This window comes from Stenotrophomonas sp. YJH_SMC_133 (assembly GCF_059370655.1).
This window is the reverse complement of the sequence record NZ_JCAFTW010000002.1, coordinates 151,160-165,712: the sequence shown is the minus strand read 5'-3', so window position 1 is coordinate 165,712 and position 14,553 is coordinate 151,160. Positions and strand designations below refer to the sequence as shown.

General features: G+C 67.8%; 14 protein-coding genes. 10 read left to right on the top strand and 4 right to left on the bottom strand.

Annotated elements, in window-relative coordinates; genetic code table 11:
• Positions 1-3: 3 nt before the first annotated feature.
• Together fmt and def are read right to left on the bottom strand one after the other, a co-directional pair.
• Positions 4-927, bottom strand: coding sequence for a methionyl-tRNA formyltransferase (gene fmt / locus AC5P78_RS03305; protein ID WP_043034575.1), 924 nt, complete (start codon positions 925-927; stop codon positions 4-6).
• A gap of 120 nt (positions 928-1,047) precedes the next feature.
• Positions 1,048-1,560 (bottom strand): peptide deformylase, encoded by a 513-nt coding sequence (gene def / locus AC5P78_RS03300; protein WP_005411192.1) that lies wholly within the window; start codon positions 1,558-1,560, stop codon positions 1,048-1,050.
• A gap of 126 nt (positions 1,561-1,686) precedes the next feature.
• On the opposite strand from def, the gene AC5P78_RS03295 reads away from it, so the two are divergent.
• The 9 genes from AC5P78_RS03295 to AC5P78_RS03255 all read left to right on the top strand — a co-directional run bounded on the left by AC5P78_RS03295 (position 1,687) and on the right by AC5P78_RS03255 (position 11,321).
• A complete protein-coding gene (locus AC5P78_RS03295; protein ID WP_005414604.1) occupies positions 1,687-2,820 on the top strand; it encodes a LysM peptidoglycan-binding domain-containing protein in 1,134 nt (377 codons plus the stop codon).
• Between the two features lie 168 nt (positions 2,821-2,988).
• Positions 2,989-4,116: a DNA-processing protein DprA gene (gene dprA / locus AC5P78_RS03290; RefSeq protein ID WP_065183216.1), complete on the top strand. Its 1,128-nt coding sequence runs from the start codon at positions 2,989-2,991 to the stop codon at positions 4,114-4,116.
• A 43-nt stretch (positions 4,117-4,159) separates the two neighbouring features.
• On the top strand, positions 4,160-4,633 hold the full coding sequence (locus tag AC5P78_RS03285) for a DUF494 family protein (RefSeq protein WP_005411195.1): 474 nt from the start codon (positions 4,160-4,162) through the stop codon (positions 4,631-4,633).
• Between the two features lie 39 nt (positions 4,634-4,672).
• Positions 4,673-5,431: a pilin gene (locus AC5P78_RS03280; protein WP_111197094.1), complete on the top strand. Its 759-nt coding sequence runs from the start codon at positions 4,673-4,675 to the stop codon at positions 5,429-5,431.
• Positions 5,432-5,480: 49 nt separating this feature from the next.
• Entirely contained in the window at positions 5,481-6,413 is a 933-nt protein-coding gene (locus tag AC5P78_RS03275) for an RDD family protein (RefSeq protein WP_024957896.1), read from the top strand.
• 193 nt (positions 6,414-6,606) lie between these two features.
• Entirely contained in the window at positions 6,607-9,099 is a 2,493-nt protein-coding gene (locus tag AC5P78_RS03270) for a DNA topoisomerase I (RefSeq protein ID WP_227415277.1), read from the top strand.
• Positions 9,100-9,228: 129 nt separating this feature from the next.
• Positions 9,229-9,819: an L-threonylcarbamoyladenylate synthase type 1 TsaC gene (tsaC, locus tag AC5P78_RS03265; protein ID WP_005411199.1), complete on the top strand. Its 591-nt coding sequence runs from the start codon at positions 9,229-9,231 to the stop codon at positions 9,817-9,819.
• Positions 9,820-9,862: 43 nt separating this feature from the next.
• Positions 9,863-10,552, top strand: coding sequence for a DUF4124 domain-containing protein (locus AC5P78_RS03260; protein WP_043034572.1), 690 nt, complete (start codon positions 9,863-9,865; stop codon positions 10,550-10,552).
• A gap of 22 nt (positions 10,553-10,574) precedes the next feature.
• The gene (locus AC5P78_RS03255) at positions 10,575-11,321 is read left to right on the top strand and encodes a hypothetical protein (protein WP_005411201.1); all 747 of its coding nucleotides are present in this window, start codon (positions 10,575-10,577) and stop codon (positions 11,319-11,321) included.
• A 94-nt stretch (positions 11,322-11,415) separates the two neighbouring features.
• Here AC5P78_RS03255 and AC5P78_RS03250 read toward each other — a convergent pair whose 3' ends face one another.
• Positions 11,416-12,192 (bottom strand): SDR family oxidoreductase, encoded by a 777-nt coding sequence (locus tag AC5P78_RS03250; RefSeq protein ID WP_005411202.1) that lies wholly within the window; start codon positions 12,190-12,192, stop codon positions 11,416-11,418.
• A gap of 111 nt (positions 12,193-12,303) precedes the next feature.
• Here AC5P78_RS03250 and AC5P78_RS03245 point away from each other — a divergent pair, with 111 nt between their 5' ends.
• Positions 12,304-12,516, top strand: a complete 213-nt coding sequence (locus AC5P78_RS03245) for a hypothetical protein (RefSeq protein ID WP_005411203.1) — start codon at positions 12,304-12,306, stop codon at positions 12,514-12,516.
• A gap of 98 nt (positions 12,517-12,614) precedes the next feature.
• On the opposite strand, the gene sppA is transcribed toward AC5P78_RS03245, so the two are convergent.
• Entirely contained in the window at positions 12,615-14,537 is a 1,923-nt protein-coding gene (gene sppA, locus AC5P78_RS03240) for a signal peptide peptidase SppA (protein ID WP_049450300.1), read from the bottom strand.
• Between the last annotated feature and the right edge of the window lie 16 nt (positions 14,538-14,553).

Sequence of the window (14,553 nt, the reverse complement as noted above, 5' to 3'; positions counted from 1 at the left end):
CGCTTATGCCCCCACGCGCAGGTCGCGGCGAGCGTTGAGGTAATCGGCAGCGGTGATCGCCTTGCCGCCTTCACGCTGCAGCACGCGCAGGCGCAGCGCGCCCTGGCCACAGGCAATGTCGATGCCGTCGCGGCCGGCGGCCAGCACGGTGCCCGGTGCCTGGCCGTGGCCTGCCTCCAGTGCCACCGCGCCATGGATGCGCACGCGTTCGCCAGCCAGCGTTGCCTCGGCGATCGGCCACGGATTGAACGCGCGCACAGTACGCGCCAGCGCGTCGGCGTCCTGCGCCCAGTCCAGCCTGGCTTCGGCCTTGTCCAGCTTGTGCGCGTACGTCACGCCCTGTTCCGGCTGCGGTCGCGCGATCGGCTTGATGCCCGCGCGCAGCAGGCCCAGGCCATCGGACAACACCTGGGCACCAAGCTCGGCCAGCTTGTCGTGCAGCTGGCCACCGGTATCGGTGGCGGCGATCGGCAGCTCCTGGTGCAGCAGCACCGGGCCGGTATCCAGGCCAGCCTCCATCTGCATCAGGCACACCCCGGTCTTCGCGTCACCAGCCTGGATCGCACGCTGGATCGGCGCAGCGCCGCGCCAGCGCGGCAGCAGCGAGGCATGCACGTTCCAGCAGCCATGGGTCGGGATGGCCAGTACCGCCTTGGGCAGGATCAGGCCATAGGCCACCACCACCATCAGGTCCGGCTGCAGGTCGCGCAACTGCTGCTGGGCAGCCGCGTCCTTCAGCGACTCCGGCTGGTAGACCGGAATGCCACGGGCCACGGCTTCGAGCTTGACCGGCGAAGGCGCCAGGCCACGGCCTCGGCCGGCCGGGCGATCAGGCTGGGTATAGACGGCCACGACCTCATGGTGGCGCGCAGCCGCGCGCAGCGACGACACCGCGAATTCCGGCGTACCGGCAAAGACAATCCTCATGGCTACCCCACTTGCAGGATGGATTCGTGCAGGAAAGAAAACGGCGCCGTCGGCCGGCGCCGTAGAGCCCGCGCGAGCCGCGCAGGCACGGGCCACCCGAAGGGTGGCCCGGATTGGCGATCACGCCACGTGCTTGCGCTGCTTGGCCAGCTTCTTGCGCACCATCTCGCGCTTGAGCGGCGACAGATAGTCGATGAACAGCTTGCCGTCCAGGTGATCCATCTCGTGCTGGATGCAGGTGGCCAGCACGTCACCAGCCTCCATCTGCTGTTCCTGGCCGTTGCGATCCAGGTACTTGACGGTGATGGTGTCGGCACGGGTCACGTCGGCGAAGATGCCCGGAACCGACAGGCAGCCCTCCTGGTACACCCGGCCCCCGTCCTTGGCGACGATTTCCGGATTGATGAACACATGCGGTTCATTCTTTTCTTCGCTGACGTCGATGACCATGAAGCGCTTGTGCACGTCCACCTGGGTGGCGGCAAGGCCGATGCCCGGGGCGTCGTACATGGTCAGGAACATGTTGTCGATCAGTTCCTGGAAGGCCGGCGTGGTGACTTCGGCAGCTTCGATCAACGCGGCCTTGGTACGCAGGCGCGGATCGGGGAACTCGAGAATGGGGAGAAGGGCCATGGCTGTTTCCGGATAGGGGGCCGGCACGCCGGCATACGTCGCAGATTCTAGCTCCAACGCTTGCCTTGCGCCCCGGTTTCTGGACTATAGTGCGCGGACCTGTTGGGGAATCAGGGCTTCACACCTATGTTGCTTCGTTTTCGTACGGTCGTCGCCGCGGCGATGCTGACCGTGGCTGCCTATGCTACCGCCGTGGAAGTGAATGGCGGGCACCCGGACACCTATGTGGTCCGAAAAGGGGATACGTTGTGGGATATCGCCGCACGTTTCCTGCAGAAGCCGTGGCTGTGGCCGGAGATCTGGCAGGCCAATCCGCAGATCGCCAATCCGCACCTGATCTATCCCGGTGACGTCCTGAGCCTGGCCTACCTGGACCGGGTAACCGTGGCGGCCCGGCCCGGCCCACGCCAGGAGGCCCCGATCGACGCCATTCCGCTGGCCCAGGTCGAGCCGTTCCTGAAGCAGCTGAGCGTGGTCGACAGCATCGAGCAGCTGCCCTACGTGGCCGGCCTGGAAGAGGAACGCCTGCGTGCCACCAGCGGCCACGCCGTCTATGTGCGCCTGGCTGACGCCCAGGTAGGCCAGCGCTGGGCGGTTGTCCGCCCGACCGTGCGCTACGCCCAGCCCAAGCCGACCGAGGACCTGACCGCCAACGGCGACGTCACCCCGGGCAGCGGCAACCTGTGGCGCGCCTACAGCGCACCCAACCACCGCCGCGGCGTGCTCGGCTATGAGCTGGCCCAGGTCGCCACCGGCACCATCACCCATGTCGCCGGAGGCAAGGTCGAGGCGTCCACCCTGGTGCTGGACAAGAACGAAGGCGGCCGCGAGGTGCGTGCCGGCGACCGCCTGGTGCCGATCGAGGCCAGGCCGTACGACCTGCAGTTCGTGCCCCATGTCCCCGCCGCAGGCGTCGAGGGCGTCGACGTACGCGTGCTGGCCGTCACCGACATGTTCACCGCCGGCGGCCCCCGCGACGTGATCGCGATCTCGGCTGGTCGCACGCAGGGCGTGGACAATGGAACCGTGTTCTCGCTGTGGCGCCCGGGCCGCCATGTGGCGCACCGCATGAAGTACCCGAACTCGTCGCGCACGGACGATTCGCTCAGCACCGGCGCCGGCCGGGTCTCGCTGCCGGACGAGTACGCGGCGCATGCCATGGTGTTCCGCACCTTCGACAATGTCAGCTACGCGCTGGTGATGCAGGGCGTGAAGCCGGTGCGCGTGGGGTACAACGCCCTGCACCCGGATGCGCGGTAGAGTCGACTGTTAGTCGACTGCTCTTCACCGCCCCCCCCGAAAGCGCCCGCGCTGCGCGCGGTAGTCGACTGACAGTCGACTCTACAGGGGCGGTCTCCGGCAAAACCTGACAACCACATGCGAAGGCGCCCTAGGGCGCCTTTGTTGCATGCGCTCGATAGTGGGGGAATGACCAAGCAAGCTGATGAGGCGCTGCTGCGCCTGGTGATGGCAGGCGGCGCGCTGGCGCCACGGCGGACCCTGCTGCGGGCCGCGGGCAGCGCGGAGGCCGCGATCGCGCAGGGCGCCGCGAACTGGCGCGCGCACGGTTGCACGCCAGAGCAGTGCGCTGCACTGGAACACCCCGACGCCCGCGCCTGGACCGTGGCGCGGCACTGGCTGGAAGACGACGACCACCATCTGCTGTCCTTCGCCGATGCGGCCTTTCCGCCGCCCCTGCTGGACGTCCCGAACCCGCCATTGGCGCTGTTCGTGGCGGGCGATCCGAGCCTGGCCTGGCGCCCCTCGGTGGCGCTGGTCGGCAGCCGCTCGCCAACCCCGGGAGGACGCGCGCTGGCCACGCGCTTTGCCGGCTGCTTCGTCGAGGCCGGACTGGCCGTAACCAGTGGCCTGGCGGCCGGCATCGACGCGGCCGCCCACCTGGCCACACTGGAGGCAGGCGGCTGCACCGTGGCGGTGATCGGAACCGGCCCTGATCGGGCCTATCCGAACAGCCACCAACGGTTGCAGGGGCGGATCGCCGCCGAGGGCGCGGTGCTCAGCGAGTACCTGCCCGGCACACCGGCACGCCCGGGCCACTTCCCCGCGCGCAACCGCCTGGTGGCCGGGCTGGCGCTGGCGACGGTGGTGGTCGAGGCCGCGCAACGCTCCGGCGCCCTGATCACCGCACGGCTGGCTGCCGAGGCGGGCCGTGAAGTCTGTGCCCTGCCCGGCTCGGTACTCAACCCACGCGCAGCGGGCTGCCACCGGCTGATCCGTGAAGGAGCCGCACTGGTCGAGCGCCCCGAGGAAGTGCTGGAACTGCTGGCCCCCGCCCTTCGCCAGCAGCTGCCGGGCTTGCAATCACGGCTGGGCACCCCCACTGAACAGGCACCGCCGGCGCTCCTGCCGGCGCGCTGGGCCGACGACCCTGACTACCAGTGCTTGTGGCGGGCCCTGGACCACGACCCAAGCAGTATGGATTCACTGATCACACGCTGTGGATTGACGGCGCCCCAGGTGTCCTCCATGCTGCTGGCCATGGAACTGGCGGGAATCGTGGTGTGCGTACACGGCCGCTACTGTCGAACTCCCTAGTTTCTTCACCTCCACAGCGTCGCGCGACGCAGGCCGAGGGGCAATGAAAGAGAGCATCCTGGACGTACTGCTGTACCTGTTTGAACACTATTTCAGCGAAGACGCGGACCTGATCCGTGACCGCGATTCGCTCCAGAACGGCCTGATCCAGGCCGGTTTCAGCCCAACCGAGATCAACAAGGCGTTCGACTGGCTCGACGCCCTGGCCGCGCAGCGGCCGAGCGTGGCCCAGGCACGGGTCGACGGCCCCGTGCGCGTCTACCACGGCCCCGAGCTGGACAAGCTGGACGTGGAATGCCGCGGCTTCCTGCTGTACCTGGAACAGCACGGCATCCTCGACGCCGACCAGCGCGAACTGGTGCTGGACCGGGCGATGGCCCTGGACCAGGACGAACTGGACCTGGACGACCTGAAATGGGTCGTACTGATGGTGCTGTTCAACCAGCCTGGCTCCGAAGCGGCCTATGCCTGGATGGAGACGCAGATGTTCATGGACGAGCCAGAACCCCTGCACTGACCGTACACTTGGGGGCATAGCGCATTCAGGAGCGTCCCCGTGAGCGAGTGGTTCCATGCAGAAGGCAACCGGCAGCAAGGTCCGCTGCCGGCGGAACAATTGGTCGAGCTGTTCCGCAAGAACCAGATCACCCTGGACACCCTGGTCTGGCGCGACGGACTGCCGCAATGGCAGCCGTTGCGCACCGTCGTGGACGAACTCGGCCTGATCGTGCCGGCGCTGGACGCCGCCGTACCGCCGGTCGAACCCGAACCGGAACCGGAACCCGTCGCACCGCCTCCGCCGCAGCCGCCGGTACTGCCGGCGTCCACGCCCTACGCCGCCAGTGCATCGGCCACCGTCCTGCCGGCACCGAAAAAGAAGCTGTCCGGCTGTGCGCTGACCGCCATCATCGGTGGTGCCCTGTTGCTGGTACTGGTCCCGATCGTGGCCATCCTGGCCGCCATCGCGCTGCCGGCCTACAACGACTACACCGTGCGCAGCAAAGTCGCCGGCGCCGTGGCCGCGCTGCAGCCGCTGAAGGACCAGGTGCAGCATTTCGCCGATGACGAAGGCCGCTGCCCGGGTGCCAATGACGCCGGCTTCCCGGCCCCGGGCGACTTCGCCAACGCGGGCCTGTCGGCGGTGAACATCGGCCGCTTCAACAACGGTCACTGCGGCATCGAAGCAACGCTGGCGGTACCAGGCAAGGGCATCGACGGCGACCTGCTGTGGCTGGAATACGATCGCGACAGCGGCCGGTGGGAATGCAGTGGCGAAAGCAACGACAAGTACCTGCCGCCGACGTGCCGCGGCTGAGCCACGCGCACGCCAGCACCTCCAAGGATGATTCAACAGGGAACATGCAATGACTGAGTGGTACTACGCCGAAGGACAGCAACGCCAGGGCCCGCTGCCGGTCCAGGAGATCCGCCAGCGCTTCCAGCGCGGCCAGTTGAACCTGGACACCCTGGTCTGGCGCGAGGGCATGGCCCAGTGGGCTGCACTGCGCCAGGTGGTCGACGAGCTCGGCCTGCAGACGCTGGCCGATGCCACCACTGCCACCAGCAGCGGCGGGTTCGACCTGCGCAGCGACTATGCCGCCATCGACAGCGGCACCGCACCGCTGCCCGGCACCGGCGCGCTCAGCAGCTCGCCATACAGCGCTCCAGCCGCCGTCGGCAGCGGTGGCCACGCACAGCCTGTGGTTGGCGGTGAAGTGGTCTACGCAGGCTTCTGGAAGCGCGTGGCGGCCTACATGATCGACTACTTCGTGCTGGTCATCCCCGGCAGCATGATAGGAGCCATCCTCGGTGCGATCCTGGGCGCCAGCATGGGCGCGGTGGGCAGTGGCGAATCAGCCATCGAGATCGTGGCCCAGCTGGCCAGTGCCCTGATCAACCTCTGCATCGGCATGGCGTACTACACCTGGTTCCATGCCTCGAAGGGCGGCGCCACGCTGGGCAAGATGGCGGTCGGCATCAAGGTCGTCCGCGGCAACGGCGAGCGCCTGACCAAGGCCCGCGCGTTCGGTCGTTACTGGGCCATGCTGCTGAGCAGCTTCACCCTCGGCATCGGCTTCCTGATGGCGGCCTTCACCGAGCGCAAGCAGGGCCTGCACGACATGATCTGCGACACTCTGGTGGTCGACCGCTGGGCCTACACCGACCAGCCCCACCTGCAGCGCCGCGAGCTGGGCACCGTCACCGTGCTGGTACTGGTGTTGACGGCGGTACTGTCGCTGGTGGGCCTGGCGCTGCTGGTGTTCGCGGTCGGCTTCATCGCCAAGATGGCCTCCTGAACGGCCATCCTCACGGCTGGCTGCTTGACACGGGCTGGCCGGGCGTGATTCCTCTAATAAGGTGAAACCTGAACGCCCGGCACATTACCGGGCGTTCAGTTTATGGATTTGCGCGTGGCCGCTTCACTAATGCGGCCATTTGCTCCACCCTAGCGGCCCCTTCCCCACGGTTCGCCCCACAGACCCTGCTGCCATGCCCAAGCACCTGCTCATCGTCGAATCGCCGGCCAAGGCCAAGACGATCAACAAATACCTCGGCAAGGACTACACCGTCCTGGCCTCGTATGGGCATGTGCGTGACCTGATTCCGAAGGAAGGCGCGGTCGACCCGGACAACGGGTTCGCCATGCACTACGACGTGATCGACAAGAACGAGAAGCACGTCGACGCGATCGCCAAGGCCGCCAAGGGCGCCGACGACATCCTGCTGGCGACCGACCCGGATCGCGAGGGTGAAGCGATCAGCTGGCATATCGCCGAGATCCTGAAGGAACGCGGGCTGGTCAAGGACAAGCCGATGCAGCGCGTGGTGTTCACCGAGATCACCCCGCGCGCCATCAAGGAAGCCATCAGCCAGCCGCGCGCGATCGCCAGCGACCTGGTCGATGCCCAGCAGGCGCGCCGCGCGCTGGATTACCTGGTCGGTTTCAACCTGTCGCCGGTGCTGTGGCGCAAGGTCCAGCGCGGCCTGTCCGCCGGCCGCGTGCAGAGCCCGGCGCTGCGCATGATCGTCGAGCGCGAGGAAGAGATCGAAGCCTTCATCGCCCGCGAGTACTGGTCGATCGCCGCCGAGTGCGCGCACCCGTCGCAGCACTTCAACGCCAAGCTGATCAAGCTGGACGGGCAGAAGTTCGAGCAGTTCACCATCACCGATGGCGACACCGCTGAAGCGGCGCGGATGCGCATCCAGCAGGCCGCGCAGGGCTCGCTGCACGTCACCGACGTGGCCAGCAAGGAGCGCAAGCGCCGCCCGGCGCCGCCGTTCACCACCTCCACCCTGCAGCAGGAAGCCTCGCGCAAGCTCGGCTTCACCACCCGCAAGACCATGCAGGTGGCGCAGAAGCTGTATGAAGGCGTGGCGATTGGCGACGAAGGCACCGTCGGCCTGATCTCGTACATGCGTACCGACTCGGTGAACCTGTCGCAGGATGCGCTGACCGAGATCCGCGACGTGATCGCCCGTGATTACGGCATCGCCTCGCTGCCCGACCAGCCCAACACCTACCAGACCAAGTCGAAGAACGCCCAGGAAGCGCACGAAGCGGTGCGACCGACCTCGGCCCTGCGCACCCCGGCCCAGGTCGCACGCTTCCTCACCGACGACGAGCGCCGCCTGTACGAGCTGATCTGGAAGCGTGCAGTGGCCTGCCAGATGATTCCGGCCACGCTCAACACGGTCAGCGTCGACCTGTCGGCCGGCAGCGAACACGTGTTCCGCGCCAGCGGCACCACCGTGGTCGTGCCCGGCTTCTTGGCCGTGTACGAGGAAGGCAAGGACAACAAGAGTGCCGAGGACGAGGACGAAGGCCGCAAGCTGCCGGCGATGAAGCCCGGCGACCGCGTGCCGCTGGAACGCATCCAGGCCGAACAGCATTTCACCCAGCCGCCACCGCGCTACACCGAAGCGGCGCTGGTGAAGGCGCTGGAAGAGTACGGCATCGGCCGTCCCTCGACCTACGCCTCGATCATCCAGACCCTGTTGTTCCGCAAGTACGTGGAAATGGAAGGCCGCAGCTTCCGCCCGTCCGATGTGGGCCGCGCGGTGTCCAAGTTCCTGTCCAGCCACTTCACCCAGTACGTGGATTACGACTTCACCGCCAAGCTTGAAGACGAGCTCGATGCCGTCTCGCGTGGCGAAGAAGACTGGATCCCGTTGATGTCGCGCTTCTGGGAACCGTTCAAGGAACTGGTCGAAGACAAGAAGGAATCGGTCGACCGCGCGGAGGCCAGTGGCGCGCGCGAGCTCGGCACCGACCCCAAGACCGGCAAGCCGGTCAGCGTGCGGCTGGGCCGCTTCGGGCCCTATGCCGCCATCGGCAGCACCGCCGAGGATGCCGAGGAGAAGCCGAAGTTCGCTTCGCTGCGCCCCGGCCAGTCGATGCACACCATTTCCCTGGAAGACGCGCTGGAGCTGTTCCTGATGCCGCGCGCACTGGGCGAGGACAACGGCGAGCCGGTCAGCGTCGGCATCGGCCGCTTCGGCCCGTTCGCCAAGCGCGGCAGCACCTATGCCTCGCTGAAGAAGGAGGACGACCCGTACACCATCGACCTGGCCCGCGCCGTGTTCCTGATCGAAGAGAAGGAAGAGATCGCGCGCAACCGGATCATCAAGGAGTTCGAGGGCAGCGACATCCAGGTGTTGAACGGCCGCTTCGGCCCGTACATCAGCGACGGCAGGATGAACGGCAAGATCCCCAAGGATCGCGAACCGGCGTCGCTGACCCTGGCTGAAGTGCAGCAGTTGATGGAAGAAACCGGCAAGCCGGTGCGCAAGGGCTTCGGTGCCAAGAAGGCCGCCGCGAAGAAAGCCCCGGCCAAGAAGGCGGCAGTGAAGAAGGAAGCCGCGCCGAAGAAGGCCGCTGCAAAGAAAGCGCCTGCCAAGAAGGCCGCTGCAAAGAAAGCAGTAAAGAAGGCCGCCGCGAAGAAGGCCCCGGCGAAGAAGGCCGCCAAGAAGGCCGCGAAGTAACTCCACGCCATACGTGGATGAGGGGTAGTGCCGGCCGCTGGCCGGCAACCCCAGAAGCATCAGATGCCGGCCAGCGGCCGGCACTACCGGGTGCCAGGGTCCACCCCTTCTGCACGCAGCAGGGGGATAATGAAGGCCCACGCCGGGCCGGTCGCCGCCATGAAAGAACTCACCCTGGACTCTGCTGTCGCCACGCTCCGCGCGGGCGGCGTGATCGCCTACCCGACCGAAGCGGTCTGGGGCCTGGGCTGTGACCCTTCGCACGAGGCGGCGGTGCACATGGTGCTGCGACTGAAACAACGCCCGATCGAAAAAGGCATGATTCTGGTCGCGGCCGATCTGGCGCAGCTGGAAGGCTGGGTGCGCCTGCAGGCCCTGCCGGACGCACGCCAGCGCGCGGTGCTGGCCAGCTGGCCCGGCGCCAACACCTGGATCCTGCCGGCCGGACCCCGTGCCCAGCCGTGGGTCACCGGGGAGCACAGCGGCATCGCCGTGCGCATCAGCGCCCACCCGCTGGTGGCCGAACTCTGCCGTGCCTGGGGAGGCCCGCTGGTCTCCACCAGCGCCAACCTGGCCGGCGAACCACCGGCGCGCCGCCGCGAAGAACTGGATCCACGCCTGCTGCGCCTGCTTGATGGCATCCTGGATGGCGAAACCGGCGGCCTGGCCCAGCCCACCCCGATCCGCGACGCGCTCAGCGGCAACGTGCTGCGCTCCTGAGCGGCCGATTGCGCTGCCCCGGACAATCGCGCACCCTGCCGTCATGAACCTGCTGCGCACCGCTTTGGGCCTGTGCCTGCTGCTGCCATCGACGGCACCGGCGGCCGAGGATGTGCGGGTCTACCGCTGCGTCGCCAGCAACGGCGCCGTGGCCCTGCAGGACAGGCCCTGCAACAGCGGCCGCCAGGAAGTCCGCGACCTGCAGCGCCCGCGCGATCCAGCGCCGCGGGTGGTGCGCAGCGATGCGCCGCCCGCACCGCCGGACGAATCTCCGGTGATGCGTGACCGCGAGGTCCGCCACGTCTACATCCAGCCGCCCCAGCCGCTTTACGAATGCGTGCGCGACGATGGCCAGCGCTATACCAGCGACAGCAACGAGGGCAATCCGCGTTGGGTGCCGTTGTGGACCAGCGTCTGGCTGCCACACGGGCATCGGGGCCCATCGTACCCGGGTCCGCGCCCGGCCATCGGCACACCGATCGGTCCGCCCGTCGGCGAGGGCCCCGGTTACCGGCCGCCCGCCGTCGGCGTAGGCGTGCAGGTCCCGGCCGGCAGCGTGCTGGTGCGCGACAGCTGCCACGCGCTGCCGCCACAGGAGGTCTGTGCGCGCCTGCGCGACCGCCGCTGGGAACTGGACCGTCGCTACAACAGCGCATTGCAGAGCGAGCGCACCGCCATCAACAACGAACAGCGTGGCATCGACGCGCGCCTGTCACGCGACTGCCAGCGTTGAGCGCAGCCTGTACGCTGTGAGCATGAACAGACTGATCTGGTTGCTTCTGGCGCTGCTGCCCGGAAGCGCGTTGGCCGAAGAGGGCGTGATCTACCGCTGTACCTCCAGCAGTAGTGACGTCCCTACCCTGCAGCGCACGCCGTGCCCCACCGGCAGCAAGCAGCAGGTGCTGCGCGTGCCCGGCCCGGCCAACCCGCAGCCGGCTGCCGCTGCACCTGTGGCTGCGGAACCTGCACCCGCCCCCGTCGAAACACCCGCGCCGGTGCCGGCCGGACCGGCCGTTGCCCCTGCGGCCCCAGCGAAACCACGACGCGCGGACGAAGGACGCACCATCATGGAAGCGGGAATGGTTGAACGCGAAGGTGCCAACCAGATTCTCGACAGTGCGACCCTGCGCCGTGATGCCGATGCCCGTGCCGAAGCAGGCAACGGTCCACCGAAGCCGCCGCTTCCCCCGATCTTCCAGTGCACCGACGGACAGGGCGGTGGTTATCTGCACGAGTACGAGGCATCACCTGGTCGCTGCGAACCGATGACGGTGCAGGGCCTGGGCGGGGTCACGCCGATGAACGCGGCCGGCTGCGAAGTCGTACGCGACCGCTGCGAGGAACTTCCCGAAGCACAGCGATGCGGCAGCTGGCAGCAGCGCTTCCGCGATGCCCGCGGCCGTGAACGCTTCGCCGCACCGGAAAACCGCGATACCGCGCGCGGTGAACGCGAGCGGCTGCAGGCGGTGTTGGAGGCCAGCAACTGCCCGGTACCGGGGTGACCGCCACCCGGTAGTGCCGGCCGCTGGCCGGCAACCACAGGATCTTCAGATGATTGCAGTTGCCGGCCAGCGGCCGGCACTACCCCCTGAAAGATCAGAACCCGTAGCGCAGGAAGCCGCCATCCACCGCGATGCACTCACCGGTGACATAGCTGGCTGCCGGCAGGCACAGGAAGCCCACCGCGGCGGCCACTTCCTCCGGCTCGCCGATACGACGCATCGGCGTGCGGTTGATCACTTCCTCGTAGTAATCCGGGTCCGACAACGGACCGGAGGTCCGCCGCGTGCGGATGTACCACGGCGCCACTGCATTGACCCGGATGCCATCCTCGGCCCACTCGACGGCCAGGTTGCGGGTCATCTGGTGCATCGCGGCCTTGCTCATGCCGTAGACCACGCCGCTGCGCACATGGGTCAGGCCGGACACGCTGCCGACGTTGACGATCGACGACGATGCGTGGCGAGCCAGCAGCGGATGCGCGTAGCGCGACAGCTCGAACGCCGAGAACAGGTTGGTCTCGAAGATCTTCCGCCATTCGTCCTCTGAATACTCCGTGGCCGCCTTGGTGACGTTGCCGCCAGCGTTGTTGACCAGGATGTGCAGGCCATCACTGTGGTCTTCCACCCAGTCCAGGATCTGCCGGCGGTCCTCGTCGTCGGAGACATCGGCGGCCAGCGCGTGCACCTGCATCTGCGGATACACATCCAGCAGCTCGTCGCGCGCGGTCTCCAGCATGTCGATATCGCGCCCGACGATCATCAGGTCCGCGCCGAAGCCGGCCAGTTCGTGCGCGATGGCCAGGCCGATACCGGCGCTGGCACCGGTGATCAGGGCGGTCTGCCCGTCCAGGCGCCACCGTTGCTGGGTCATGTTTCCTCCGGGGCCGCGCCCGCTGCATTTCGATGCGGCAAGGATACGCGCTCACGGCGGCCCTCTGCCGAGGATGCGACACTGCACGTACGCCCACTGCGGAGAGCCGCCATGCGCATCCTGACCCTGTTCTCGTCCCTGCTGGCCGGCGTGCTGCTGGTGGCCTGCCAGCGGCCGCCGACGCCGAACCCGGAGAAGCCACCGGTGCCCAAAGCGATGTCGCGTGCGATGCAGGAACCGCTGGACCGTGCGAAGGACGCAGGGAAGGCCGTGGAAGAGGCCGCCGCACGCGAACGCAAGGCCGAGGCCGACGCGACGCAGTGACCTGTGGGGTCAGAGCCCTTTGCGGGGCAAAGGGATCCGACCCCACCAACGAAAACGCCCGGCCAGGGCCGGGCGTTTTCATTCGTCACCGCTGCCGATCAGAACCCGCAGAAGCAGTAGGCCAGCGCCTTCACCGGCGTGCCGTTGCCCTTCTCGCGCGCCGCGTTCTCGACAAAGCGCAGCTGCGTATCCACTTCCGGCATCGCGCGCGCCAGCACCATCCGCGCCATGCCCGAGTCGGACAGCATCCAGGCGCCGGCGCGGCTGCCGGCGAAACCGCTGACGAACTGCGCGAACGGCGTCGCCGCCTTCTCGATGTAGCGCACGCGGTAGGCATCGGCCTTGCCCAGCTTGGCACGGCTGGCGGCATCGGCCACGGCATCCTTCAGGCCACCGAAGGCATCGACCAAGCCACGTTCCTTGGCCTGCGCACCGCTCCACACGCGGCCACGCGCCACTTCGTCGACGGCCTCGACCGGCTTCTTGCGGGCGTCGGCGACGCGACCGGTGAAGTCGGCGTAACCCTTGTTGATCACCGACTGGATGACCTGGCCCACGGCCGGATCCATCGGGCGGGTGACATCGAACGCACCCGCGAAACGGGTGGTGCCGACACCATCGGTGTGCACGCCGATCTTGTCCAGCGCGCGGCTGAAGTTCGGCACCATGCCGAAGATGCCGATCGAACCGGTGATGGTCGACGGATCGGCATAGATGCGATCGGCATTCATGCTGATCCAGTAGCCACCGGAGGCGGCCAGGTCGCCCATCGACACCACCACCGGCTTGCCGGCGGCCTGCAGGGCCACCACTTCGCGGCGGATCTGCTCGGAGGCGAACACTTCACCGCCTGGCGAATCCACGCGCAGCACCACCGCCTTCACGTTCTCGTCGTCACGCGCGGCACGCAGCAGCGCCGAGGTCGATTCGCCACCGATGCGGCCGGCCGGGAGATCGCCGCCGCTGATTTCGCCGGCGGCCACAACCACCGCTACCTGCGGACGGTTGTCCACCGGGTTGCGGCGCGCATCGAGCTGGCCCAGGTAGGTGCCGAAGTCGACGTTGCGGAAGCCACCGTCGGCATCGTCGTCGGCCACGCCGCGCTCGATCATCAGATCCTCGAATTCCTCGCGGGTCTTCAGCGCGGTCACCAGCTTCTGCTGCAGGGCGAACTTGGCCAGGTCGCCACCGGCGGCGGCGATGCCTTCCGGCAGCGTGTCGATGCCGGCGGCCAGCTGTGCCGGGTCCAGGCGACGCGCCTTGGCGATGTCCGCCAGATAGCGCTGCCACACGTCGTTCATCCAGAACAGGTCGGCTTCCTTGGAGGCCGGCGAGGCCGCATCGAGCACGTACGGCTCGGCCGCGGACTTGTATTCGCCCACCTTGAACAGGTGCACGTCCACGCCCAGCTTGTCCTGCAGGCCGGTTCGGAAGTACTGGCGGTAGCGGCCCAGGCCCTCGAGCACCACCGACCCCATCGGGTCCAGGTAGACCTCGTCGGCCTGTGCGGCCAGCAGGTACTGCGACTGGCCCATGCTCTCGCTGTAGGCCACCAGCTGCTTGCCGGAGGCACGCAGGTCCTGCAGCGCGGTGGCCACTTCACGCAGCGAAGCGAAGCCAGACGGCTGCAGCTTGTCCAGCTCCAGCACCACGCGCTCGATCTTCTTGTCTTCCTTGGCCGACTCGATCACCCGCAGCAGGTCGCGCAGCTGGATCTCTTCGGCGCCGTTGTCGCCCACCGCCTTGGCCAGTGCGCGGCTGACCGGGTCGGCGCTGAACTGCTCGACCAGGCGGCCTTCCGGGGCGATCACCAGGGTAGTGCGGTCCTGCAGCGACTTGCTGGCACCGGCGCCCATGCCCGCCGCGATGACGAACATCACCAGCAGCAGGAACAGCAGGCCGAAGAACAGCAGGTTGAGGATCAACCGGCGGGTGAAGTTCATGACGTCCCACAGCCCGATGAAGAAACTGGCGACGGGGTTGCGACGCGCCGGGGGCAGCGGGGGCACGGGTTGATTCATGGAACGCTCCGGATGG

Excerpts from the sequence above, each read along its gene's own strand:
- fmt (WP_043034575.1), bottom strand. The coding sequence starts at position 927 with ATGAGGATTGTCTTTGCCGGTACGCCGGAATTCGCGGTGTCGTCGCTG.
- def (WP_005411192.1), bottom strand. The coding sequence starts at position 1,560 with ATGGCCCTTCTCCCCATTCTCGAGTTCCCCGATCCGCGCCTGCGTACC.
- AC5P78_RS03295 (WP_005414604.1), top strand. The coding sequence starts at position 1,687 with ATGTTGCTTCGTTTTCGTACGGTCGTCGCCGCGGCGATGCTGACCGTG.
- dprA (WP_065183216.1), top strand. The coding sequence starts at position 2,989 with ATGACCAAGCAAGCTGATGAGGCGCTGCTGCGCCTGGTGATGGCAGGC.
- AC5P78_RS03285 (WP_005411195.1), top strand. The coding sequence starts at position 4,160 with ATGAAAGAGAGCATCCTGGACGTACTGCTGTACCTGTTTGAACACTAT.
- AC5P78_RS03275 (WP_024957896.1), top strand. The coding sequence starts at position 5,481 with ATGACTGAGTGGTACTACGCCGAAGGACAGCAACGCCAGGGCCCGCTG.
- AC5P78_RS03270 (WP_227415277.1), top strand. The coding sequence starts at position 6,607 with ATGCCCAAGCACCTGCTCATCGTCGAATCGCCGGCCAAGGCCAAGACG.
- tsaC (WP_005411199.1), top strand. The coding sequence starts at position 9,229 with ATGAAGGCCCACGCCGGGCCGGTCGCCGCCATGAAAGAACTCACCCTG.
- AC5P78_RS03260 (WP_043034572.1), top strand. The coding sequence starts at position 9,863 with ATGAACCTGCTGCGCACCGCTTTGGGCCTGTGCCTGCTGCTGCCATCG.
- AC5P78_RS03255 (WP_005411201.1), top strand. The coding sequence starts at position 10,575 with ATGAACAGACTGATCTGGTTGCTTCTGGCGCTGCTGCCCGGAAGCGCG.
- AC5P78_RS03250 (WP_005411202.1), bottom strand. The coding sequence starts at position 12,192 with ATGACCCAGCAACGGTGGCGCCTGGACGGGCAGACCGCCCTGATCACC.
- AC5P78_RS03245 (WP_005411203.1), top strand. The coding sequence starts at position 12,304 with ATGCGCATCCTGACCCTGTTCTCGTCCCTGCTGGCCGGCGTGCTGCTG.
- sppA (WP_049450300.1), bottom strand. The coding sequence starts at position 14,537 with ATGAATCAACCCGTGCCCCCGCTGCCCCCGGCGCGTCGCAACCCCGTC.